Origin of the sequence: Megasphaera sp. (genome assembly GCF_047831605.1) — a bacterium.
Taxonomy (GTDB): Bacteria; Bacillota; Negativicutes; order Veillonellales; family Megasphaeraceae; genus Megasphaera; species Megasphaera intestinihominis.
Map to the genome: position 1 here is coordinate 113,947 of NZ_CP181255.1, position 21,251 is coordinate 135,197.

Sequence of the window (21,251 nt, forward strand, 5' to 3'; positions counted from 1 at the left end):
CTGGATTAGTGGCTAGTGGCTAACTAATCGATAAAAAAGGGGGATTATATATATGAAATTATTGGAACATGCCGTCATCGCCGGGATGCCCGTGCGCAATCGCATCCTCCGCAGTGCGACGTGGGAAGCCTTGGCCGATGCCAAGGGTTATATGTCGGAAAAACAGTACCGCATCTACGACCAGCTGGCCAAGAACGAAGTGGGCCTGATCTGTACGGGCTATGCCCGCGTCGATGGGGAAGACCGGCCCAACGCCGGCATGATGGGCATTTATGACGATGCCTTTATCCCGCAGTATCAGGAGTTAACCCGGCGCGTCCATGCCTATGGGGCGAAGATCATGATGCAGATCGCCTATGGCGGGACCAAGACGACCTTTGAGCGGGAAGGGCGGACTATCTTTTCGCCGTCAGCCGTGCCGGAACGAAAGACCGGGACTGTCGGTGTCGCCATGAGTCCGGCCGATATCCAGCACCTCATCGGCGAATATGCCCAGGCGGCCAAGCGCGTCCGCGACAGCGGATTCGATGCTGTCGAAATCCACGGCGGCCATTCGTACCTGCTCAATCAGTTCCTCAGTCCCTATTACAACCGGCGCTGCGATGCCTATGGCGGTTCGCCGGCCAATCGCTACCGTATCGTCGGCGATATCATCGCGGCTATCCGTCAGGCAGCGGGCCCGCATTTCCCCATCTGGATCAAGATTACCTGTTCCGATTTCTTTGAAGGCGGCCTGACCTTTGAAGATTCGCTGGATATCTGCCGGCGCCTGCAGCAGTCTGGTATTGACGCCATCGAAGTGAGCGGCAATATCCACGGCAAGGCCCAGCAGGAAATCGGCCTGGAATGGGATGGCCACGTCATCCGCGACGGCGGATATTTCCTCGATTATGCCAAAGACATAGCCGACGCCGTACGCGTCCCTGTCTATGTAACGGGCGGCTTCAAGGACCCGCGGCAGATGGAAACGGCCTTGAAGACATCGAAACTGGCCGGTATCGGCCTGAGCCGGCCCTTATTATCGGAACCGGGTTTGGTCCGCCGCTGGAACCAGGGCGATTTGCGGCCGGCCCGCTGTGTCCACTGCTCGAAATGCCGGACGCCGGAAGGCAACTACTGTACGGTCTTTGCCGCCATCGATGCCAAGAAAGGGGCGAAATAAATGAAATTCTTCATTGCTTCAGATATCCACGGCTCGGCTTATTACTGCCGCCGTATGCTCGACGCCTGGAAGCGGGAAGGGGCTGACCGCCTGGTCCTGCTCGGCGACATCCTCTATCACGGACCGCGCAATGACTTGCCCAAAGACTATGCCCCGAAGGAAGTCTTTGCCATGCTCAACGAAGTCAAAGACTCCATCTTCTGTGTCCGTGGAAATTGTGACGCCGATGTAGACCAAATGGTACTGGAATTTCCCATCATGGCCACCTATGCTATCCTGACCCAGGGCAGCCGCCTCGTCTATGCGACCCATGGCGACCGTTACAACCTGGAATCCCTGCCGCCCATGCAACCTGGCGACATCCTGCTCCATGGCCATACCCATGTCCCGGTCTGGCAGCCCTTCGGCCAAGATAACTATTATTTGAATCCCGGTTCGACATCGCTTCCCAAGGAAAATAGCCCGCACAGCTATCTCCTCTGGGAAGGGGCCACCTTCACCTGGAAGGACATGGCCGGCCAGACCTTTCACCAGCTCGTCTTATAGCATCCAGGGAAGGGATGGTTCCTATCTGCTTCATAACGGCGGAATAAGGCGGCCGTCTGCGTTTCTGAGGATACAGGAAAGGCGACGGTGCCAAAGCGGCGGACTGGCATGAGCCCCATGAGGGAATTGGTTAGGAAACACTCGTCGAAAGTCTCGATATCTTCCGGATACAAGGGCTTTTCGATGACATCATAACATTGACAGAGATAAGACCGGATGATGCCTGGCAGTAATCCGGCCTTTACGGGCGGCGTATAAAGCCGCCCGTTTTTTATAAAAAATAGATTGCTGACAGCGCCTTCTGTTAATTGGCCCTGCATATTGCAGAAAATCGGTTCGTCAATACCTTCGGCCCGGGCCTGTCGTTTGGCTAACATCGAGTCGCCATAATTAAAGGTCTTGTGCCGCACTAAGGGCGACGTTTCATTGCGGCGGATTGACGACAAGGCGATGACATAACCAGGGCGGACGGTCATAGATGCATATGGATTGGCACGGGATGTAAAATTTATATTTTTATCGGAAGCAAGTATTTTCAATACCCAATCTCCCTTACCCATGCTATACACATACTCCCACAAACGATGTTCCCAATCAAAAGAAAGCTCAATCCCTAAATATTCCAAGGTATGCCGCAAACGCCTTTCGTGAGCCTCCAGCCAGACTGGCCGGCCTTGATAGATGGGGATGGTTTCAAAAGCTCCCAGACCGAATTGGTAGCCGTCATCAAAGATAAGATTCATAATTAAAAGTGTCTCCTTTCAAAGCACTGAGCAAGGCTTTGGCTTTTTGCCAGATTTCTTCGTATTCAAAAGCCTCGTCGGATTCTGCCGTAATGCCGCCGCCGACGCCGATGGTATATTGATCATCGTGGTGGACGGCCGTCCGTATGACGATGTTTAAGTCACAGTTCCCGTCTAAGGACAGGTAGCCAATCGTCCCTGTATAAAGCTGGCGCCGGCTGAATTCTAATTCGTCGATGATTTCCATAGCCCGCTGTTTCGGCGCGCCTGTAATGGACCCACCTGGAAAGAGTGCCGTCAAGGCGTCGATGGCCGTCTTCCCTGGCCGTAGAGCCCCTGTTACGCCGGCGATTAAATGGAAAACCGTGGCATACGGCTCGATGGCAAACAGCGTCGGAACGGACACGCTGCCAGGACGGCAGATTTTGTGCAGGTCATTGCGCTCTAAATCGACAATCATCAGCAATTCACTCTGGTCCTTTTGCGATTGAGCCAGTTCCTGCCGCAGCCTTTTATCTTCTGCAGGCGTCTTGCCGCGGCGCCGCGTGCCCTTGATGGGACGCGTTTCAATCTGGTCATCGCGCAGGCACAGCAGCCGCTCCATGGAAGCACTGATGATTTGATAGGCTCCGTATTGTAAATAAGCTCCAAATGGCGACGGATTATCCCGGCGCAGACGGGAAAAGAAGGTGTACGGCGGGCAGTGGCTCCGGACATGAAACGTACTGGTAAAATTCGTTACGTAAACGTCGCCGGCGACAATATAATTCCTGAGCTTTTTCAAAGCCCTTTGATAGTCTTCACGAGTACTGTCGGGTTGGACGGTTATGGCATATCGGGGATTTTCGCCAGTACGTGGAAAGGACCTTTCCTGAAGGCGAGTCCGGATTTTTTCTTTCATCTGTGCTAAGAGAGCCTCGGCTGGCATTGTCTGCCCATTGGCGGCAAACCATACGGCATGGCTTTGCCGATGTTCGATGATGAAGAAATCGTAAAAGACCCAATTCATATCGGGCAGTGGAAAGGCAGGGGCGTGGTGGGACTTCATCCCATAGCGTGCCAGTCCGTAGTCATAGCTGACATAACCAATGGCTCCGGCCGTCAAGGGCAGGTCTGTCGGATTGGCCTGGTAATGCTTTTTCAAATAGGTTTTAAGGTACGTTTCAGCCGTTCCTTCACGAGCTTTTCCATCAATCTTCAGCTGGCCTTGTTCTACGCTTACCCTATGGTAGGGCACGAGGCCGATGATGGAATAACGCCCCAAGTGGTTGGTCAGCGACGAATCGAGGAAAACGGCATCTCTTTCATCGGCAAAGAGGGCGAAGAGCTGGCTGGCCGTATAGGGAAAGGGGGAATGGCAGATGAGCGGCTCAGTCATGACAGTCACCTGCTTTCTCCAGGCTGGATTCGGCCAAGCGGCAAAACATTGTTATCAGTTCCCTGCCATATTCGGATAAGACGGCTTCGGGATGGAACTGCAGCCCATAGAGCGGCCGGCTGTGGTGGGACAAGGCCATGACCGCGCCGTCATCACTGACTGCGTCTATGGTATAAACGGCGGGCAGCGTTTCCGGTTGGACCACCAGCGAATGATAGCGTGTGACCTGGAAGGTTTCCGGCAGGTCCTGAAAGAGGCCCCGGCCACGATGGTGAATCGCCGTGACTTTCCCATGCATAGGGCGTTTCCCACGGGTGACGACAGCCCCGGCGGCATAAGCCAGGATCTGCATCCCCAGGCAGACGCCCAAGATGGGCAGGGTGTGGCAGAAAGCGCGGACAATGGACAGAGAATGGACGGCGTCTTCTGGCCGTTTCGGTCCAGGTGAAATAATCAATCCCTGCGGTTTCAAGGTGGCAATCTCAGCCGGGCTTATCTGGTCACAGCGGTAAACACTTACGTCGCGTCCCGTTTCAGCGAATAAATCGGCTAGATTGTAGGTAAAAGAATCATAATTGTCGATGAGCAGATACATACGCCCTCCTTTATACAATAAAAAAGGATAACGACGGCAGCCCGAAAACTGCACAGTCGTTATCCTTATAGGTCCGTAAACTGTGGACTGAATCAGTATAGCACATTTTTACAAATTGCGGTATACTAAGGAAAAAGAAATGAGGGGGATTCGTTATGCGAAATTTAGAAAAGAAACTGCGCGCCGCTATCGTACAGGCTGCGCCTGTATTTTTCGATAAACAGGCGACGCTGCAGAAGGTCGTCCATCAAATCGAAGAAGCCGGTCGGAATGGGGCACAGCTCATCGTCTTTCCGGAGTCGCTGGTCCCATGTTATCCCTATGGCCTGACTTTCGGCTTTACTGTCGGCAGCCGGTCGGATGCTGAACGGGCAGACTGGAAGCGCTATTATGACCAGGCCGTCGTCGTCCGCCAAGACCTGCAGGATGTAGCCGCTGCGGCCCAAGCAGCCGGGGCCTATGTCAGCCTGGGCATTACCGAACGCGACGAAACGACGTATTCCCTGTACTGCAGCAATGTCGTCTTTTCACCGGAAGGGAAACTCGTTTCACACCACCGGAAAATCAAGCCGACCGGTGCCGAACGCTATATCTGGGCCGACTCGCATGAGCCAGCCACGTATTTCCCCGTCGTCCAGACGCCGTGGGGGCCCATGGGCTCGCTCATCTGCTGGGAAAACTACATGCCCCTGGCCCGGACGGCCCTCTACCAGAAGGGCGTCAGCCTCTATTTGGCACCGAATACGAACGATAACCCAGAATGGCAGGATACGGTCAAACACATCGCCATCGAAGGGCGCTGCTACGTCTTCAACGTAGACCAGTATTTCACCAAGGACATGTACCCCGCCGATTTGGTTGAAAGCGCAGCCGTTGCCAAATTGAATGACACAGCCTGCCGTGGCGGCAGCTGCATCATCGACCCGTGCGGCCATTACGTCACAGAACCCGTGTGGGACCAGGAAGCCATAATCTACGCCGACTTGGATATGGATCAAGTGGTCCTGCGTCACATGGAATTCGATGCCGCCGGCCACTACACCCGACCAGACATCTTGGAACTCATCGTGCATGAGTAGGGATGGTGTCGCGTGAAGGTTTCTGCCATCATGCGAGGCCACGTTCTCTTTTATGTTTGAAGTTTGATGTATGATGTTTGAAGCGATTGCTTTAAATTTAAAACCATCCGCTAACCACTAACCACTAGCTACTAACCACTTAAAAGGGGCTGTCGCATTAAGCCATTTCGGCTTTGTGCGACAGCTCTCTTTTTTTATTCTATTTCATCGTTCTATTCTCTTTTTTTAGCTAAACGTAAAAAAGGTACACGAAACAGACCGGCCATCCAGTCGGCAAAAAACGTGTGCCTTTGCTATGTATATGGTTATTCAAGCACTCTTTTTCACTTTTTTTAAGGAATAAAGGTATGTCCCGAAATTGCCGGATTGCAGCTTGTGATGTAAGGTCAAGACATTGTGGGCCATTGCCAGTATGATGCTGGTTGCCAGGGCGTTCTCCGTTCCATGGCTCAAAAAACGCCGGAACGACAGATTCGCCTTGATGTCGGAAAAAGCGCCTTCAGACTGGATGGAACGGTTCATTCGAAGCATCTTCCCTGTAGGAGAACTGATGTGAGCTTCCATTTCGGCCCGTTGGGCTTGGAACCTTTTAGAAAGTTCTAATTGCTTCGTCCTTTTTTCCAACGGCTTCTTGCTGCGATTGCCATGAATGCATCCTTTCTTATAGGGACAGTCCGAACAATCCTCACAGACATAATGGCTTTTGCGTATTTTAAATCCCGTGCTGGTTGTTTCGGTCTTTTTCCCAACACAGGTCAGCTTACGGTGATTGTGGCAATAAAAGACATCATTTTTCGCATCATAGTCCATATTCTGGAATTTGCCAATATCTTTTTTGAAACGGCGTTTTTTCCGCTGCTCATGGTCGGACGGTTTGATGTAAGCATCATACCCCTGTTCGGCGAGCTTCGTGTAATTTTCTTCGCTTTCATAGCCGGAATCTGCAATGATACGGGTATACTGGAAAGGGAAATGCTTGCGAAAATCTTCGAGGAAAGGCAGCAGGGTGGTACAATCTGAAGTCTGCGGTCCGACAGTGACCCAGGTAACGAATCCAGCGTCCACGCTATATTGTACATTATATGCAGGCTTGACCTGGCCGTTTTTCATGGCGTCTTCTTTCAGATGCATGAAGGTGGCATCGATATCGGTCTTGGCATAGCTGTTCCGGTCCCCGCAGTAATGAAGCTGGACGGCGTACTCTTTTGTCTTATGCAGGAAATCCTTGGCTTTTTCAATGGCCTTTTGCAATGGCGTCTTACGATGGCCTTTGCCATGGACGAAAACGATGTGTCCTTCTCGTTGGAGCCGTTTTAATTTCCCCAACAGCCGCCGTAAATGGTACCGATGGACAGCGTGTGTATGGAGCACTTGGATGCCAAAGAGTTCCTGGGTCTTAAGAATAAAGCCCGGAATTTTTGCTAATACTTTGGCCTGCCGTTTCGTGACACTCTTCTTCCAGACAAAAGTGTATTTATTGGCAACAGATTCGATTTTTGTCCCATCGATGAACAAATTCTTCAGCGATAAGGCCCCGGCCTGAGCCAAGACGGCATCCATGTCGGCAAACAAGGTCCGGCTGCATGCCGCCATATGATGAGAACGGAAACGGGCGATAGTCGCATGATCGGGAACGGGTTTCCCTTCCAGCAGATATTGGAAATTCAAATCTCTCCGGCAAGCCGATTCAATACGACGGGAACTGAAAATCTGGTTCATGCTGGCATAAATAACGATGGCCAGTAACTGGCGTGGTGAAGCCTGATTTTTCTCGATACGAGAATACGTCTGGTACAGCGGTGATAAATCCATCCTTTCTATGAGCAGCTTCACTAACCGCACGGGATCGTCATCCGGAATCTGAAATGAAATATTCAAGGGAAGTGATAGTTGATAAGGCGCTTCCCATATTGTATAATTGACATGCGTATTTAGTGTCGTCATAACTCTATTTTACGCGCAATCCCGGGCTTTTTACAGTCCGGGATTTGTTTTTTTCAGATTTTTTTGTTCAGCCCTAATGGATACGGCTGCCTGGCCCCTGGCGGGTGACATTGCGGGAACGACCTCGGTCCGGCGCGGTCCGGGTAGGCCGTGCCGGATGCCGTGCGTGCTATTTGCGTCCGGCGTGCTGCTTTGTTTGAGCGCAGCGAGTTTCAGCACGCCAGCAAATGGCACTCTCGGCAAGAGGAGTGGAGCACGCGAACCAGCTAGGGGCCAGGTGGCCGATGCCAACCTCTTCAGAAGAATCCCTCAGACCGCCGTTGGCGGCCAGCTCCCCTTCACAGGGGAGCCTTTTGGCGCTCCTGCGCCTGATTTCCAGAGTCTATTGCGGCAAAGCCGCTTCTGAGTCCGAGCAAACCGTCCACGAAGAACGACCATAAAGCTATGATGTTTTTGCATACATAAAAAGAGCCTGTGCACGATTACGTGCGACAGGCCCTTTTTCACCGCCGCAACATGCGGTATTTGAATTTGATTCGTTTCAGGCCCGTGGCTTTCCAGAAGTTGCGGGCCATTTTTTCGGAAATGATGTAAAACGCTGGGATGAGGAGCAACCCGCAGAGGGTAGCGAAGGTCATGCCGCCGACGACGGCGACGCCCATGCCGCAGCGGGCTCCGGCACCGGCACCGCTGGCAAAGGCCAAGGGCAGGCAGCCGATGATGGCCGTAAAGGCCGTCATGAGGATTGGCCGCAGGCGCAGCTTGGATGCGATGACGACGGCTTCCATCGGGTCGATGCCCTTGTCGACGCGCTCTTTGGCGAACTCGACGATGAGGATGGCGTTCTTAGCTGCCAAGCCGATGATCATGATGACGCCGATTTGCATGTAGACACTGTTCAAGAAGCCGCTCATGTTGGCATTGAACAAAGTCGCTAGCTGACGGATGGTGTATTCTGAGCCGACGGCTCCAAAGATACCCGTCGGTACAGTGAATAAGACGGCGAACGGCATGGACCAGCTTTCATAGAGGGCCGCCAGGCAGAGAAAGGCAAAGACTAGAGCCATAATCAGAATTTTTGTCGTTGAACTGGACGAGGTGCTTTCTTCGCGGCTCTGGCCGGACCATTCAATGGTCATCCCCGTAGGCATGACGCTCTTGGCCGCTTCTTCGGCTGCTGCCATGGCTTCGCCAGAGCTGTAGCCGCTGGCGGCGCTGCCCTGGATGGTGACGCTGCGGACGCCATTAAAACGGGTAATTGACGACGGGCCGGTGGTCATGGAGCTGGTCAGCAGCGTATCGAGGGGAACCATTTTCCCAGACGACGACTTGACGGAAATGAATTTCAGACTGTCTGCCTGAGAGCGATACGACGTGTCGGCCTGGACGATGACCTTGTACGACCGGCCGAACTGGGTGAAGTCATTGACCGACGAACCGCCGAAATTGGTCTGGAGCGCCGTGAAGACGTCGGACAATTCGATGCCCAGATTCTTGATTTTTTCACGGTCTACCGTATAGGCCACGCTCGGTGTATTGGTGGCATAGCTCGTGCGGACACCGGATAATTCCGGCCGCTGCGAGCAGGCGGCGACGACCTGGTTGGCCGCATTGCCCAGTTCCGTATCGGACAGGCCCGTATTATCCATGAGCTGCATGGTCCAGCCGCCTTCCTGGCCCATGCCGGGGAGGGATGCCAGATTGAAAGCCGCTACGCGGGCTTCGGGATGGTTGGGGACGACAGTCTTATTGAACTTGGCGATAATCGATTCTCCCTTCGGGCATGGTGATACTGGCCATAAACACGCCCTGGTCTTCGTCGGGGACGAACGTCGACGGCAGAACTTTGTAGCAGATGCCCATAAGGCCCGTGACCAGGATGAGGAAGACAGCGGCATATTTCAGATGACGGATCATCCAGCCGACTTTCCCCGTGTAGCGGTCCTTGAAATGATCGAAAACCCGGTTGAACCCGCGGAAGAAGGCACCCAGCGGCCCGGCCTGGATGGCCTTATCATCGGGCTTCAGGAGAACACCGCATAAGGCCGGCGTCAAGGTCAGGGCGACGAAAGCCGAGATGACGACGGAAATGGTGATGGTCACAGCGAACTGCTTGTAGAGGACGCCCGTGACGCCGCCGATGAAGGCGACAGGGATGAAAATCGAGGCCAAGACAGCAGTCGTGGCGATAATCGGCCCTTGGACTTCTTTCATGGCCGCTTCCGTCGCGTCCTTGGCCGACAGTTTATCCTTGGACATATGCTCTTCGACGTTTTCGATGACGACGATGGCGTCGTCGACGACCAGGCCGATGGCCAGGACCATGGCGAAAAGGGTCAGGGTGTTGATGGTGAAATCGAGGACCTTAAAGGACGCAAAGGTCCCGACGATAGAAACCGGCACGGCCAGGACCGGGATGAGCGTCGTCCGCCATTTCTGCAGGAAGACGAAGACGACGAGGATGACCAGGAGCAGCGATTCGACAAAGGTATCTTTGACTTCGTTGATGGATGCGTTGATGAAATTCGTGTTATCCATGACAATGGTATAATCCAGGTCCGGCGGGAAGGTTTCCTTGGCCTGTTCCAGGACCTTCTTGACTTCCGTAATCGTGTCCAGGGCGTTGGCGTCGCTGGAAAGCTGGATGCCGAAGCCAATTCCTGTCTTGCCGTTGATTTTGGAGTTGCTGCTTTCGTTCTGCGTCCCCGTCTGGATATTGGCCACATCTTTGAGGTAGACGAACTGGCCATTCGAGGTAGACTTCAAGATGATATTGCCGAATTGTTCCGGCGTCGACAGCTGGCCTTCGACTTTGGCGCTGTACTGTTTTTCCTGTGTCGCCGGTGCCGGCAGGCTGCCAATGGTCCCGGCCGGAGCCGACATATTCTGTTCCTTGATGGCCGCAATGACGTCCGATACGGTCAGGCCGCGTTCGGCCAGTTTTTCCGGATTGAGCCAGACGCGCATGGCATAGCTGGAACCGAAGGTATTGACACTGCCGACGCCGTCGATGCGCTGGATTTTGTCAAGCAGGTAAATATCGGCATAATTCTTGAGGAACGCCTGGTTATACGTCCCGTTCGGCGAATAGATGTTAGCCATAAGGACCATGTCGCCAGAGGCTCTGCGGACGGTCAGGCCCTGGGTCTGTACGTCGCTGGGCAGGCTGTTCTTGGCCAGATTGGCGTCGTTCTGGACGTTGATGGCATCTGTATTGCCGTCACTGTCCAGGCTGAAGACGACGGACAGGCTGTACGAACCGTCGTTGCTCGACGTCGAGGACATATAGGACATATCATCGACGCCTTTGAGCTGGTCTTCGATGACCTGGGCGACGGTCTGATTGACGATGGTCGCATTGGCACCGGTGTAGGTCGTACTCAGATTGACCGTCGGCGGCGAAATCTGCGGATACTGGGCAATAGGCAGGGACAGGAGGGATGTTATGTGCAATAACATAGTTTACATAAATAGGGGTCTTCCCCCTACTGAAAAAAGTGATACTTTTAGGCATAAGAAGGAGTTGATTCTTATGCCATGGGAAGAAAGGAATGTCACCAAAGCTATGTTACGCAAAGAATTCGTTGAACGGGTACTTGCTCATGAGAAGAGCAAAAAAGCCCTTTGTCTTGAATATGGAATCAGTCGTCCTACAGGAGACAAGTGGATTAAGAGGTATCGTGAAAATTCTTCTTGTGAAGAACTTTCACGAGAACCTCACCACCGTGCCAATCGCACATCCCCTGAAATGGAAGCACTGGTCATCAAGACACGAAAAGAAAATTATGACGCGTGTGCCTTAGTTGTCCATACCCTTTTGAAACGACAAGGTATTCCAAACGTTCCCTGTGTCCGTACCATTAACAATATCTTTCATCGGTACGGCTTGATCACACCGGACGCCAGTCAGGCAGCTACACCTTATACACGTTTCGAAAAAGAAGCTCCTAACGACATGTGGCAAACCGATTTCATCGGTCACTTCGCCTTGAAAAACCAAAGACGCTGCCATCCTTTGAGGGTGATGGATGACCATTCCCGGTTCAACCTAAGCTGCCATGCTCAATACGGGGAAACCTTCGGCGATACGATACCGGTAATGAGAAAAATATTTCTGGAATACGGTATGCCAAAGGTAATTCTGTGCGACAATGGCAATCCATGGGGAACGGTCCAAAGCACCGGATTCACCAAGTATGAAGTATGGATGATGGAACGGGGCGTCCTGGTAATTCATGGAAGGATTAAACATCCTCAGACACAGGGCAAGCAGGAACGGATGAATCAGACGTTCCGGAAGGGAGGCATACAAGGTCAGTTGTACAAGAATCTGCGGGATGCCCAATCCCATTTCGATGCTTTTCGGGATTTTTACAACAACAGACGGCCGCATACATCGCTTACGTTAGAAACTCCGGCATCGCAGTACACATCCAGCCTAAGGAAATATCCCCGCAGGATTCGTTCCTGGGACTACGGTGAAGGCCTTGAATTAAGGCGCATCAAAAGTTCCGGCTATCTCACCTACGGAGGACAAGGCTACTTTCTCAGTGAAGCATTAGGCAACAAAATTGTCGCTGTCCGGGAGACAAAGTTGGATGGAAACTCCATTTTAACCTTGTACTTTAGGCAATTCATCATCGGGAAGATTGACGTAAATAAGCAAGTATTCCTGATGAAACGGGCTTATCTGATTCACAACGATCCTCGTTTAGAAGGAAAATTAAAGCTTCAATAAGAAGAAATTTGTAAACGATGTGCTTGCATAAAGTGTAAAGGATGTCCTTGCACAAAATGTAAACGATGTTATTCTTGACAAGGGACAGGCCCCCCAGGATGACGATGATGATGGAAATGACGATGGCGAAAATAGGCCATCGGATGAAGAAACTAGACATGACGCGCCTCCTTATTTAGCCGTAAGCGATACGGAAGAAGTCGAAGCCGACGAATCGGATGCCGTCAGGGACAGGCCCAATTCATCAGCCGTGGTCATGGTGACGTCCAGGTCCTGACCTTCCTTCAGATTACTCAGGCCTTCGACGACGATATCGTCCTTATCGAGGCCGCTCTTGACGATATAGTAGCTGCCGACCTGGTCGCCTAAGGTGACGACGCGGGCGACGGACTTATTATCGCTCCCGACGACGATGACGAAGGACTGGTCCAGGACCTGCTGGACCGCACGCTGAGGCACGAGGATGGCATCCTTCAAGGGGGGGGCCTTCCATGGTAACACGGGCGAACATCCCCGGCAGGAGGACGCCATCGGCATTATTGAAGAGAGCCTTGACCGTAATCGTACCGGTACTGTCCGACACTTCCCGGTCGAACTGGTACGATGTCGACGTTTCATCGTATTTCTTACCGTTGCTCAAAGTCAGGGATGCCGTCGGCGGCGTAGGGTCTTCCGGCTCATTGTCATTGGCCATGCGGAAGTTCAAGAATTCATTTTCACTGATCGAGAACTAGACGTAAATAGGATTGATCGAACCTACCGATACCAGGGCCGTGTTGCCTGACGTGACATAAGTCCCGCTGGGGACGTCGTCCACAGAGAGCTTGCCGGAAATAGGCGCCCTGATGATGGTGTCGTCTAAGTTTTCCTGGGCCTTCTGCAAGAGGGCATTGGCATCGTCGTAACTCGACTGATTGCTGTCCACCGTGGCCTGCTGGTTGGTCAGGGTCTGTTCGGCTACGGCGCCGGAAGCTGCCAGCTGCTGATAACGGTTCAAGTCGACGAGGGAGTTGTTGAGCGTCGTCCGGGCCTTGTCGACATTCGATTTGGCTGAGAGGACTTCCGATTCATATTGGCGGTCATCGATTTTATACAAGGGCTGGCCCTTTTCAACAGGATCGCCAGCCGTGAAGTATTTCTCTACGATTTCTCCGGAAACGCGGGGCTTGATGGTGACGGCGTTGGTCGATTTGATCTGACCCGAATAGTCGTGGCTCACAGCCGTATCCTGCTGGAGGACTTTCATGGCCTTGACCGACACAGCGGCACTCTTAGTCGGTGTCGTGCTGCCGCAGCCTGCCGTCAGCAGGGACAGGGCCAGCAGTCCGGCCATCACCGTAGTGAGAAGTGTTCCTTTTCCATAACGTAGCATATGCATGATTCCTTTCTCTACAACATGTTTTAAACTATATTATAAGTGTATCATGGAAAAAAAAGGCAACATGCCTAAATGTTAAAAATTAGGTGTCGCCTTCTTTTCGATAAGCTGCGAAATATGTACTTTTTATGGTAATTATATGTAGTTAGAAGCTGTCATGCAATTTTATTGCCATTGGCTACAAGTTTGAAGCGCAGGCCCAGGACTTCGGCTGCCCGCTTGCACATGAGCATACGCTGGGAAAAGATTTCAAAATAATCAATCATGGAGCAAATCGATTCATCGAGCTCGATGTTCAAGGTAATGACTTTCTTGTGCGTGTCGACGTGGAGCTTCGACGACAGGGCAGCATAATTGACGCGGTCGTGTTTGTCGAAGGTTTCCGGTACGGTGTTGCGGACGCGGTCCCGGCGGACATCGCTCTTGTCGGCCAGGATAAGGGCGGCAGACAGGGGGTCAAAGGCGATGCCGCTCCGTTCATCGTGCTGGCCAATGGCCGAGATGATGGCAGCAATATCTTCTGGTGGTGCGCCCCAGTCGCGCAGGAAATGGAACGCCATGAGGGCCCCCGTATGGGCATGGTCTACGCGGTTGATGCTGTTCCCCAAATCGTGCATATAACCGGCAATGCGCACAAGTTCCACCATGTGGGCGTCATAGCCGAGCTTCTTCAGGATTTTGCCGGCCGTGACGGCCACTTTAGCCGTATGCTTTTGCGAATGGTCCGTATACCCCAGAGCATCGAGGACCCGGTTTCCCTGTTCTAAATAAACATTCAGCTCTTTGGCATGGGCAATATTTTCATAAGTCAGTTTCTTCATGATATCATTCCTTTTCTGTGCTAGTCTTTTCAGTATAACAAAGGAATGTATAAACAGCGTAAATATTCCATAAAAATTGTGCTTTGCTTCTACCGAATCCAACAATTTGCTAATTCTCTATTTTTATTGTACCATATCGGCCCAATAAAGCAAATAGAAACTATGTTCGCTAAAGGGATAATCGTTTCGTCGAACATAGTTTCTTTATTTGCAAAAAAATCCGCCTAATTTTCATAAATGGCCTTATGAGACGTTTTTTATCATCTTGTGAGTAATCACATGGGAAACTTGTTTTATTTTCCTTAAATCGGCAAATTCAACAGGAACGTTTGTTGCATCTTGTCTTTTCTCATAGTACAATAGTAAACAAAGGAGGTGCCGCATATGTATTTACGAAAACGAGGCAAGAAATGGTATTATACGATTGAAGTCCCGACGGAAGATGGTCAGGGAAGGCAGCGTGTGGAACGCGTCGGCGGTACTTCGTATGCCCAGGCGGCGAAAGCCTATCGCCAGGCCATGAAAGCCCTGGATGAAGACGGGGAGCTGCCGGAAAAGCCGGAAGTCAAGGTCATGGCTTTTTTGCGGGACTGGCTGGAAAAGGATGTGCGCATCAATTTAGGCCCTAATACGTATGATTCTTATTCCGGCATCATTAAATGGCATATTGGTGCCCGTTTTGGCAATTATGCCCTGGAAGCGCTGACGACGGCAGAAATCCAGGACTGGATCAACAGCCTGAAAGAGGATGGTTATTCCCGGTCAACGGTTAAATCTATTTTCACGGTCTTCAACGACGCCATGCGCTGGGCCGTCTCCAACCGCCAGTATATCGAAATCAATCCCATGGCCAACGTCAAGATGCCGAAATTCGATATTCCCCGGAAAAAGCCGGTCATCTTTTCACATCAGCAGATACAGATTATTTTCCATGCCTTCCCGGTAGGGCATAAATATTATGCGCCGTGCATGATTGCCTATTGTACTGGCCTGCGTGTCGGCGAATGCCTGGCCCTGCAATGGTCCCATATCGACATGGAAAACCGCACGCTTTCCGTGGTCAGTACCTTGTATGACAAAAAGGGTGTGCCCGTCTGCAAGGCCACGCCGAAGACGAAGTCGTCGGTCCGGACCATTCCTTTTAATGAAACCTTATACAAGGCCCTGCTCCGCCATAAGGCCCAGCAGGCCAAGAACCATCGTCTTTACGGCGACGACTACGTCGAAAGCGATTTCGTCTGTACCCGTGAAGACGGCCGTCCCATGAACAGCAATGACATGCGGTACTTCAATATGTGGTGCAAAAAGGAATTCGGCGGCGGCAGTTTCCATTCCTTCCGCCACACCCATGCGACGATGATGCTGGAAAACAATATCGAGCTCGACTACGTTTCCAAGCGGCTGGGCCATTCTACCATTGCCACGACGGCGAACATTTACGATACGATTACGGATAAACGCAATCGGGAAGCCATGAAGAAGCTCGATTCGATTTTGTGAAATCATGGCGGCAAACGCGGCGGCAAGATGCCGTAAATATAGCATAAAACCTTAACTTTCCGATAAGTAACACTTATCGGAATAATATAACAAAAATCAAAAATATAGAGAAGGAAGAACCCCTTATATCATGTCTCCTCAAATCACTACCTATAGCGGAAAGTTTTTCGATATCACCCATCCCGACCCGGCAAGCATCTGCATCGAAGATATTGCCCACGCCTTGTCCCTCATCTGTCGGGGCAACGGCCATGTGATGACTTTTTATTCCGTCGGCCAGCATTGTCTGCAATGCGCCAACGAAGTGATGGCCCGCCAGCTGCCGTCCCGGCTGGTCCTGGCCGCCTTACTGCACGATGCGACGGAGTGTTATATGTCCGACGTGCCCCGGCCGATGAAGCAGCTCATGCCGATATACCGGCAGACGGAAGCCAAATTGCTGGCTATCATTTATGAGAAATTCTTAGGCCAGCCCTTAACGGAAGGGGAAACACGCCTCCTCAAAGGGATTGACGATGATTTCCTCTGGTATGACCTGACCTGTCTCTTGCACGACCAGCCTCAGGGCGAGCCGCCACAGGTCCATTGTATCCCCGATTACCGGCCGCGTCCCTTTGCCGACGTCGAAGCCGAATACTTGCAGTGCTATCGTTCTTGTCAGGAGGGAGTCTTATGGAAATAGCCATCGTCACCGGCGCTTCGTCCGGGCTGGGCCGGGAATATGCGAAATTGCTGGACCAAGAAGGATTGGATGAAATCTGGCTCGTCGCCCGGCGCCGGCCCCAGTTGGAAACCCTGGCTGGAGAACTGACGACGAAAAGCCGTATCTACGCCCTGGACCTGACGGACAGGGCTTCTTTGCTGACGCTGCAGCAAGCCTTAGCGGCCTGCCAGGTCACGGTCCGTTATTTGATCCACGCCGCCGGCTTTGGCAAGATGGGGCCTGTGGCGGCCGTTCCGGCAGGCGTCCTGGAAAACATGATCGACCTCAACGACCGGGCCGCTGTCAGCCTGGTCCAGGCTGTACTGCCTTATTGTCATGCCGGCAGTCATCTGGTCCAGATTTGTTCCTGCGCAGCCTTCCTACCCATTCCGGAACTGGCTGTCTACGCGGCGACGAAAGCCTTTCTCCTACGCTACAGCCGGGCACTGGCCGTGGAACTGGCACCGCAGGGTATCCTCGTATCTGCCGTTTGTCCGTATTGGGTGAAAGATACAGGATTCATCGCGACGGCCCGCCAGACCGATGAAGGCCGGCTGTTCCGCCATTTTCCCCTGGCCGGGACGAAGGAAGCCATTGCCCGCCGTTCCTTCCAGGCCGTGAAAAAAGGCCGAGTCGTCATCACGCCGGATGTCGTCTCGACCTTGCTCCGTTTTCTGTCGGGGTGGATTCCCCAATCGATTCTCTTGTACGGCAGCCGCTGGTTCCGCTGACTTTATAAGCCGATGGCTTTCAGTGCCTGGTCCAGGTCACCGATGATGTCGTCCGGGTCTTCCAGGCCGATGCTGAAACGGATGAAGCCCTTGCGGAATTTTTCCGGGTAGAGATTGATGCGTTCATCGTAGCTGGGCTGCGGGAAAATCAGGCTTTCGTCATGGCCGAGGGATACGGCGAAGGTGACGACTTTCAAAGCTGCGCAGAAGCGTTCGACGGCCTTGTCGTCGGCTGCGATGCCAAAGGAAATGACGCCGCCAAAGCCGTGCTTCATCTGTTTCTTAGCCAATTCATGACCGGGATGGCTGGCCAGGCCGGGATAGGAAACGAAGGTGACGTTTTGCCGCTGTTCCAGCCATTCGGCGATTTTCTGCGTCGATGCGTTGATGCGTTCCATCCGCAAGGGGAAGGTCACGGCACCGCGGAAAATCTGCCAGGCATTGAAGGGGCTGATGACAGAGCCGACGTTGACCTGGGCTTCATAGCGGATCCGGTCCATCGCTGCCAAATCATTGGAAATGATGGCCCCGCCCTGGGCATCGCCATGGCCGTTGATATATTTCGTCAGCGATTCGACGACGAAATCGGCTCCCAGGTCCAGTGGTCGCTGGTTGAGAGGCGACGCAAAGGTATTGTCGACGGACAAGACAGCCTCGTTTTCATGAGCGATTTTAGCGATGGCTTCGATATCTAAAATGCCATCAGTCGGGTTGTCCGGCGTTTCAATATGGACTAGGCGCGTCCCCGGCGTAATCGCTTTCTTGACGGCTTCCAGGTCAGTCATATCGACCATGACTGTTTCGACGCCGAATTTCTGGTTGAATAATTCGTGGAACAGGCGATAGACTGCCATATAACTGACTTTCGGATAGACGACGCGGTCGCCCGTCTTGAGCAGGGTCCAGAACAGGGCGTGAAGGGCGGCGACGCCGCTTCCCAGGACGATGGCGTCATCGGCACCATGAAGGGCCGCTACTTTTTCTTCCAGCCAATGTTGATTCGGGTTGCCGTTACGGGCATACATCAGCAAATCCGTCGATGAATAGTTGACCTTCGACAGATCATCGGGCAGCTTGTAGCTGTTGGCCATGTGCAATGGCCGGCGGACAGCGCCCGTTTCTGCGTCATAGCCGGCACCAGTGTGTACAGCCTGTGTCGAAATGTCATACCCCTTGAACTTATTTTCTTTCTTAGCCATAAAAAATTCCCTTTTATGGTGTAAATAAATATTATACAAGTATATTATAAAGTATATCATCAAAAAAGTAAAAGCCTTTTGTTTTCCAATTCATATTGACTTTTTGACTTTTGCTAAAATAAGCGTATAATAGAACTATACAAAGAAATAGAAACAGCGCCGTTTCAATTGTTTAATTTTGTAGGAGATGATTGGTATGAGCAAGTTAACCCATCGTATCGAAAAGAAGGCTGTCGAAATCCTGGTCGACCGCATCATGGCCGAACGGAATCCGGCAGACCGTCAAAAAAAATTGAAACGCTTATCTTATGTCATGCAGCATCTGTTTGGCGACCTCTTTGAAAAGGAATCCTTTGACGATGCACGCAGACTCATCGATGAAGGGGGCAAATGGTTCCGCTTCCTCAATACGGCTCTGGATACCTTGAACCCGCATGTCGTCAAGACGGCCGTCATGGACCTGGGCTTTGAAGCTGGATTTTACGGCCTGCGTACGCGCGACGCCGCCAAGGCGAAATATCACTGCAATATTCCCTGGGCCATCCTCTTCGACCCGACCAGCGCCTGCAACCTGCATTGCATCGGCTGCTGGGCTGCTGAATACGGTCATACGCTGAACTTGTCGTTCGACGTCATGGATAAAATCGTCCGCGAAGGCAAGGCTCTGGGCTGTCATTTCTACCTACTCACGGGCGGCGAACCGCTCATGCGCAAGAAAGATATCCTGCGTCTGTGCCGGAAACACCCGGACTGTGAATTCCACGCTTTTACCAACGGTACGCTCATTGATGATGCTTTTTGCGACGAAGTCACGGACGTAGGCAATCTCAGCTTCTCCCTCAGTATCGAAGGATTCCGTGAAGTCAATGACAGCCGCCGCGGCGAAGGCGATTTCGACAAGGTCATGCACGCCATGGACCTCCTGCGCAAGCACGGCATCGTTTTTGGGACGTCCATCTGTTATACCCGGAAAAACATCGACACCGTCACGTCTGACGAATTCCTGGACCTGCTCATCAAGAAGGGCGTCTGGTTTACGTGGTACTTCCATTATATGCCCGTCGGCAACGACGCCTCGCTGGACCTGCTACCGACAGAAGAACAGCGGGCCTATATGGTACGCCGGGTCCGCGAAATCCGCAGCGTAAAAGGTGGCAAGCCGATTTTCGCCATCGATTTCCAGAACGATGGCCAGTTCATCGACGGCTGTGTCGCTGGCGGCCGCAATTACTGCCATATCAACCCCAATGGCGACGTCGAACCGTGCGTCTTCATCCATTATTCCAGCGCCAATATCAACAATCAGAGCCTGCTCTCATGCTTGCAGCAGCCGCTCTTCAAAGAATATGCCAAAGGCCAGCCCTTCAACCACAACCATCTGCGCCCGTGTCCGATGCTGGAAAATCCGCAGTATTTAGCCGCCATGGTCAAACGCAGCGGTGCCAAATCGACAGACCTGCAGTCGCCGGAATCGGCAGAACACTTATGTAATAAATGCAAGGCTTATGCCGTACAGTGGAAACCGACAGCCGACAAGTTGTGGGCTGAAATCGAAGCTAATAAAGAAAAAGAAGCCGCGGAAAAGAAGGTCCACAGCCCTCAGTCCGCTACTCATTAGGAGGAATCCCATGAATATCCAGATTTTCGGCACGAAAAAGTGCTTTGATACCAAGAAAGCCATCCGCTATTTCAAAGAACGGAACATCAAGGCCCAGTTCATCGACTTGAAAGAAAAAGGCCTGAGTAAAGGCGAATACACCAAGGTCAAGCAGGCCGTCGGCGGCCTCAATGCCATGCTCAATCCGAAATGCAAGGATCAGGATACGCTGGCCCGCATCCAATATGCCGTCGATGACGAAAGAGATGCCAATGTGCTGGCGAACCAGCAAGTCTTAAAGACGCCCATCGTCCGCAATGGCGCCAAGGCGACCGTCGGCTACGTGCCAGAAGTCTGGAAAACGTGGGAATAGTTTTTAGTTTGACAGAAATTAAACGTTTGGGTATACTCATAGTTACTTAAACGTTTAATTTTTTTTTATGGTGAACGAGGTGTAGAAAATGAAATATACTGTAAAAAGAACCGCTGTATTAGCCTGTGCGGCCTTGATGATCGGCAGCGTTTCCCTGGCTGCCAGCACGCCGAAGGTCCAGGCCATGGGGCTGCCCAATCCCATCGTAACTTATGATACTTATGAAAGTGTCGTCAAAGATGCCGGCTTTACGCCCTTATATTTGACCCGCGATGCCGGATTCAGCTGCTACTATCTTTCTTTGATCGGCAAAAACACGGCAGATATCGGCTTCCAGCGCTTAGGACAGCCGGAAACGACGGTCCGCGTCCGCACGATGCCGCAGAAAGCCGATAAATCCATAAAAGACATTTCTGGCATCTATAGCGTAACCTGGAAAGACCAGGTCATCGACGGCGTCACCGTCAGCATAGCAAAAATCAGTGACACGTCCTATGCGGCTCATTGGAAAGTCGGGGACTATCAGTTCTCCGCCCAGGCAACGGGGATGAGCGCACCGGAATTCAAAGCCCTCCTGGAAAACAGCCTCGTCGACGACTCGGCTCATTATTTTGTAAAATAAAAAACATAGTTTATAGTTCGAAGTTCGTAGTTTGCAGACGATGGCTTTACATTTAATCATTCACTAAAAACTACAAAACTTAATACTCAAAAAGCGGCTGTCTTTATAGGACAGTCGCTTTTTTGCGAACCACGAACCACGA

21 protein-coding genes are annotated in these 21,251 nt (G+C 52.1%); 10 read left to right on the top strand and 11 right to left on the bottom strand.

Annotated elements, in window-relative coordinates; genetic code table 11:
• Nucleotides 1–52: 52 nt before the first annotated feature.
• Nucleotides 53–1,162, top strand: a complete 1,110-nt coding sequence (locus ACFWUB_RS00580) for an NADH:flavin oxidoreductase (protein WP_020311139.1) — start codon at nucleotides 53–55, stop codon at nucleotides 1,160–1,162.
• On the top strand, nucleotides 1,163–1,708 hold the full coding sequence (gene yfcE / locus ACFWUB_RS00585; protein ID WP_072981310.1) for a phosphodiesterase: 546 nt from the start codon (nucleotides 1,163–1,165) through the stop codon (nucleotides 1,706–1,708).
• Here yfcE and ACFWUB_RS00590 read toward each other — a convergent pair.
• From ACFWUB_RS00590 to ACFWUB_RS00600, 3 genes are read right to left on the bottom strand one after another with little or no spacing between them, the layout of a single operon-like run.
• The gene (locus tag ACFWUB_RS00590; RefSeq protein WP_416183999.1) at nucleotides 1,690–2,451 is read right to left on the bottom strand and encodes an aminotransferase class IV; all 762 of its coding nucleotides are present in this window, start codon (nucleotides 2,449–2,451) and stop codon (nucleotides 1,690–1,692) included. The genes yfcE and ACFWUB_RS00590 overlap by 19 nt on opposite strands.
• Nucleotides 2,435–3,829, bottom strand: coding sequence for an aminodeoxychorismate synthase component I (gene pabB, locus ACFWUB_RS00595; RefSeq protein ID WP_416184000.1), 1,395 nt, complete (start codon nucleotides 3,827–3,829; stop codon nucleotides 2,435–2,437). Before pabB ends, ACFWUB_RS00590 begins: the two co-directional genes overlap by 17 nt.
• Nucleotides 3,822–4,424, bottom strand: a complete 603-nt coding sequence (locus tag ACFWUB_RS00600) for an anthranilate synthase component II (protein ID WP_416184001.1) — start codon at nucleotides 4,422–4,424, stop codon at nucleotides 3,822–3,824. The genes pabB and ACFWUB_RS00600 overlap by 8 nt, the downstream gene beginning before the upstream one ends.
• A gap of 155 nt (nucleotides 4,425–4,579) precedes the next feature.
• Here ACFWUB_RS00600 and ACFWUB_RS00605 point away from each other — a divergent pair, with 155 nt between their 5' ends.
• On the top strand, nucleotides 4,580–5,503 hold the full coding sequence (locus ACFWUB_RS00605; RefSeq protein WP_416184002.1) for a carbon-nitrogen hydrolase family protein: 924 nt from the start codon (nucleotides 4,580–4,582) through the stop codon (nucleotides 5,501–5,503).
• A gap of 309 nt (nucleotides 5,504–5,812) precedes the next feature.
• On the opposite strand, the gene ACFWUB_RS00610 is transcribed toward ACFWUB_RS00605, so the two are convergent.
• From ACFWUB_RS00610 to ACFWUB_RS00620, 3 genes are all read right to left on the bottom strand, one after another.
• Complete coding sequence (locus ACFWUB_RS00610; RefSeq protein WP_292282715.1) at nucleotides 5,813–7,447, bottom strand: IS1182 family transposase; 1,635 nt, start codon at nucleotides 7,445–7,447, stop codon at nucleotides 5,813–5,815.
• A gap of 503 nt (nucleotides 7,448–7,950) precedes the next feature.
• Entirely contained in the window at nucleotides 7,951–9,213 is a 1,263-nt protein-coding gene (locus ACFWUB_RS00615; RefSeq protein WP_416184372.1) for an efflux RND transporter permease subunit, read from the bottom strand.
• On the bottom strand, nucleotides 9,194–10,906 hold the full coding sequence (locus ACFWUB_RS00620; protein ID WP_416184003.1) for an efflux RND transporter permease subunit: 1,713 nt from the start codon (nucleotides 10,904–10,906) through the stop codon (nucleotides 9,194–9,196). Before ACFWUB_RS00620 ends, ACFWUB_RS00615 begins: the two co-directional genes overlap by 20 nt.
• Nucleotides 10,907–10,979: 73 nt before the next feature.
• Here ACFWUB_RS00620 and ACFWUB_RS00625 point away from each other — a divergent pair, with 73 nt between their 5' ends.
• Entirely contained in the window at nucleotides 10,980–12,185 is a 1,206-nt protein-coding gene (locus tag ACFWUB_RS00625) for an integrase core domain-containing protein (protein WP_416184004.1), read from the top strand.
• 171 nt (nucleotides 12,186–12,356) lie between these two features.
• Here ACFWUB_RS00625 and ACFWUB_RS00630 read toward each other — a convergent pair whose 3' ends face one another.
• The 4 genes from ACFWUB_RS00630 to ACFWUB_RS00645 all read right to left on the bottom strand — a co-directional run bounded on the left by ACFWUB_RS00630 (nucleotide 12,357) and on the right by ACFWUB_RS00645 (nucleotide 14,384).
• A complete protein-coding gene (locus ACFWUB_RS00630) occupies nucleotides 12,357–12,686 on the bottom strand; it encodes an HlyD family secretion protein (RefSeq protein WP_204365351.1) in 330 nt (109 codons plus the stop codon).
• Entirely contained in the window at nucleotides 12,580–12,891 is a 312-nt protein-coding gene (locus ACFWUB_RS00635) for a hypothetical protein (protein ID WP_335340750.1), read from the bottom strand. Before ACFWUB_RS00635 ends, ACFWUB_RS00630 begins: the two co-directional genes overlap by 107 nt.
• A gap of 24 nt (nucleotides 12,892–12,915) precedes the next feature.
• Entirely contained in the window at nucleotides 12,916–13,518 is a 603-nt protein-coding gene (locus ACFWUB_RS00640; RefSeq protein WP_204365429.1) for an efflux RND transporter periplasmic adaptor subunit, read from the bottom strand.
• 200 nt (nucleotides 13,519–13,718) lie between these two features.
• A complete protein-coding gene (locus ACFWUB_RS00645) occupies nucleotides 13,719–14,384 on the bottom strand; it encodes an HD domain-containing protein (protein WP_020311145.1) in 666 nt (221 codons plus the stop codon).
• 384 nt (nucleotides 14,385–14,768) lie between these two features.
• Here ACFWUB_RS00645 and ACFWUB_RS00650 point away from each other — a divergent pair, with 384 nt between their 5' ends.
• The 3 genes from ACFWUB_RS00650 to ACFWUB_RS00660 all read left to right on the top strand — a co-directional run bounded on the left by ACFWUB_RS00650 (nucleotide 14,769) and on the right by ACFWUB_RS00660 (nucleotide 17,318).
• Nucleotides 14,769–15,884 carry a tyrosine-type recombinase/integrase gene (locus ACFWUB_RS00650; RefSeq protein WP_020311146.1) on the top strand — a complete coding sequence of 372 codons (1,116 nt, stop codon included), beginning with the start codon at nucleotides 14,769–14,771 and terminating at the stop codon, nucleotides 15,882–15,884.
• Nucleotides 15,885–16,014: 130 nt separating this feature from the next.
• Complete coding sequence (locus ACFWUB_RS00655) at nucleotides 16,015–16,566, top strand: hypothetical protein (protein WP_292298918.1); 552 nt, start codon at nucleotides 16,015–16,017, stop codon at nucleotides 16,564–16,566.
• Nucleotides 16,557–17,318, top strand: a complete 762-nt coding sequence (locus ACFWUB_RS00660) for an SDR family NAD(P)-dependent oxidoreductase (protein WP_292108190.1) — start codon at nucleotides 16,557–16,559, stop codon at nucleotides 17,316–17,318. Before ACFWUB_RS00655 ends, ACFWUB_RS00660 begins: the two co-directional genes overlap by 10 nt.
• Before the next feature lie 2 nt (nucleotides 17,319–17,320).
• Here the strand turns inward: ACFWUB_RS00660 and ACFWUB_RS00665 are convergent, their stop codons facing one another.
• Nucleotides 17,321–18,517 carry a trans-sulfuration enzyme family protein gene (locus tag ACFWUB_RS00665; RefSeq protein WP_416184005.1) on the bottom strand — a complete coding sequence of 399 codons (1,197 nt, stop codon included), beginning with the start codon at nucleotides 18,515–18,517 and terminating at the stop codon, nucleotides 17,321–17,323.
• Nucleotides 18,518–18,713: 196 nt separating this feature from the next.
• Between ACFWUB_RS00665 and ACFWUB_RS00670 the strand changes: the two genes are divergently transcribed.
• The 3 genes from ACFWUB_RS00670 to ACFWUB_RS00680 all read left to right on the top strand — a co-directional run bounded on the left by ACFWUB_RS00670 (nucleotide 18,714) and on the right by ACFWUB_RS00680 (nucleotide 21,109).
• Nucleotides 18,714–20,135, top strand: coding sequence for a radical SAM protein (locus ACFWUB_RS00670; protein ID WP_292298922.1), 1,422 nt, complete (start codon nucleotides 18,714–18,716; stop codon nucleotides 20,133–20,135).
• Between the two features lie 10 nt (nucleotides 20,136–20,145).
• Nucleotides 20,146–20,487 (top strand): arsenate reductase family protein, encoded by a 342-nt coding sequence (locus ACFWUB_RS00675; RefSeq protein ID WP_020311151.1) that lies wholly within the window; start codon nucleotides 20,146–20,148, stop codon nucleotides 20,485–20,487.
• An 88-nt stretch (nucleotides 20,488–20,575) separates the two neighbouring features.
• Nucleotides 20,576–21,109 carry a hypothetical protein gene (locus tag ACFWUB_RS00680; protein ID WP_292261319.1) on the top strand — a complete coding sequence of 178 codons (534 nt, stop codon included), beginning with the start codon at nucleotides 20,576–20,578 and terminating at the stop codon, nucleotides 21,107–21,109.
• Nucleotides 21,110–21,251: the final 142 nt, after the last annotated feature.

Excerpts from the sequence above, each read along its gene's own strand:
- ACFWUB_RS00580 (WP_020311139.1), top strand. The coding sequence starts at position 53 with ATGAAATTATTGGAACATGCCGTCATCGCCGGGATGCCCGTGCGCAAT.
- yfcE (WP_072981310.1), top strand. The coding sequence starts at position 1,163 with ATGAAATTCTTCATTGCTTCAGATATCCACGGCTCGGCTTATTACTGC.
- ACFWUB_RS00590 (WP_416183999.1), bottom strand. The coding sequence starts at position 2,451 with ATGAATCTTATCTTTGATGACGGCTACCAATTCGGTCTGGGAGCTTTT.
- pabB (WP_416184000.1), bottom strand. The coding sequence starts at position 3,829 with ATGACTGAGCCGCTCATCTGCCATTCCCCCTTTCCCTATACGGCCAGC.
- ACFWUB_RS00600 (WP_416184001.1), bottom strand. The coding sequence starts at position 4,424 with ATGTATCTGCTCATCGACAATTATGATTCTTTTACCTACAATCTAGCC.
- ACFWUB_RS00605 (WP_416184002.1), top strand. The coding sequence starts at position 4,580 with ATGCGAAATTTAGAAAAGAAACTGCGCGCCGCTATCGTACAGGCTGCG.
- ACFWUB_RS00610 (WP_292282715.1), bottom strand. The coding sequence starts at position 7,447 with ATGACGACACTAAATACGCATGTCAATTATACAATATGGGAAGCGCCT.
- ACFWUB_RS00620 (WP_416184003.1), bottom strand. The coding sequence starts at position 10,906 with ATGTTATTGCACATAACATCCCTCCTGTCCCTGCCTATTGCCCAGTAT.
- ACFWUB_RS00625 (WP_416184004.1), top strand. The coding sequence starts at position 10,980 with ATGCCATGGGAAGAAAGGAATGTCACCAAAGCTATGTTACGCAAAGAA.
- ACFWUB_RS00640 (WP_204365429.1), bottom strand. The coding sequence starts at position 13,518 with ATGGCCGGACTGCTGGCCCTGTCCCTGCTGACGGCAGGCTGCGGCAGC.
- ACFWUB_RS00645 (WP_020311145.1), bottom strand. The coding sequence starts at position 14,384 with ATGAAGAAACTGACTTATGAAAATATTGCCCATGCCAAAGAGCTGAAT.
- ACFWUB_RS00650 (WP_020311146.1), top strand. The coding sequence starts at position 14,769 with ATGTATTTACGAAAACGAGGCAAGAAATGGTATTATACGATTGAAGTC.
- ACFWUB_RS00655 (WP_292298918.1), top strand. The coding sequence starts at position 16,015 with ATGTCTCCTCAAATCACTACCTATAGCGGAAAGTTTTTCGATATCACC.
- ACFWUB_RS00660 (WP_292108190.1), top strand. The coding sequence starts at position 16,557 with ATGGAAATAGCCATCGTCACCGGCGCTTCGTCCGGGCTGGGCCGGGAA.
- ACFWUB_RS00665 (WP_416184005.1), bottom strand. The coding sequence starts at position 18,517 with ATGGCTAAGAAAGAAAATAAGTTCAAGGGGTATGACATTTCGACACAG.
- ACFWUB_RS00670 (WP_292298922.1), top strand. The coding sequence starts at position 18,714 with ATGAGCAAGTTAACCCATCGTATCGAAAAGAAGGCTGTCGAAATCCTG.
- ACFWUB_RS00675 (WP_020311151.1), top strand. The coding sequence starts at position 20,146 with ATGAATATCCAGATTTTCGGCACGAAAAAGTGCTTTGATACCAAGAAA.
- ACFWUB_RS00680 (WP_292261319.1), top strand. The coding sequence starts at position 20,576 with ATGAAATATACTGTAAAAAGAACCGCTGTATTAGCCTGTGCGGCCTTG.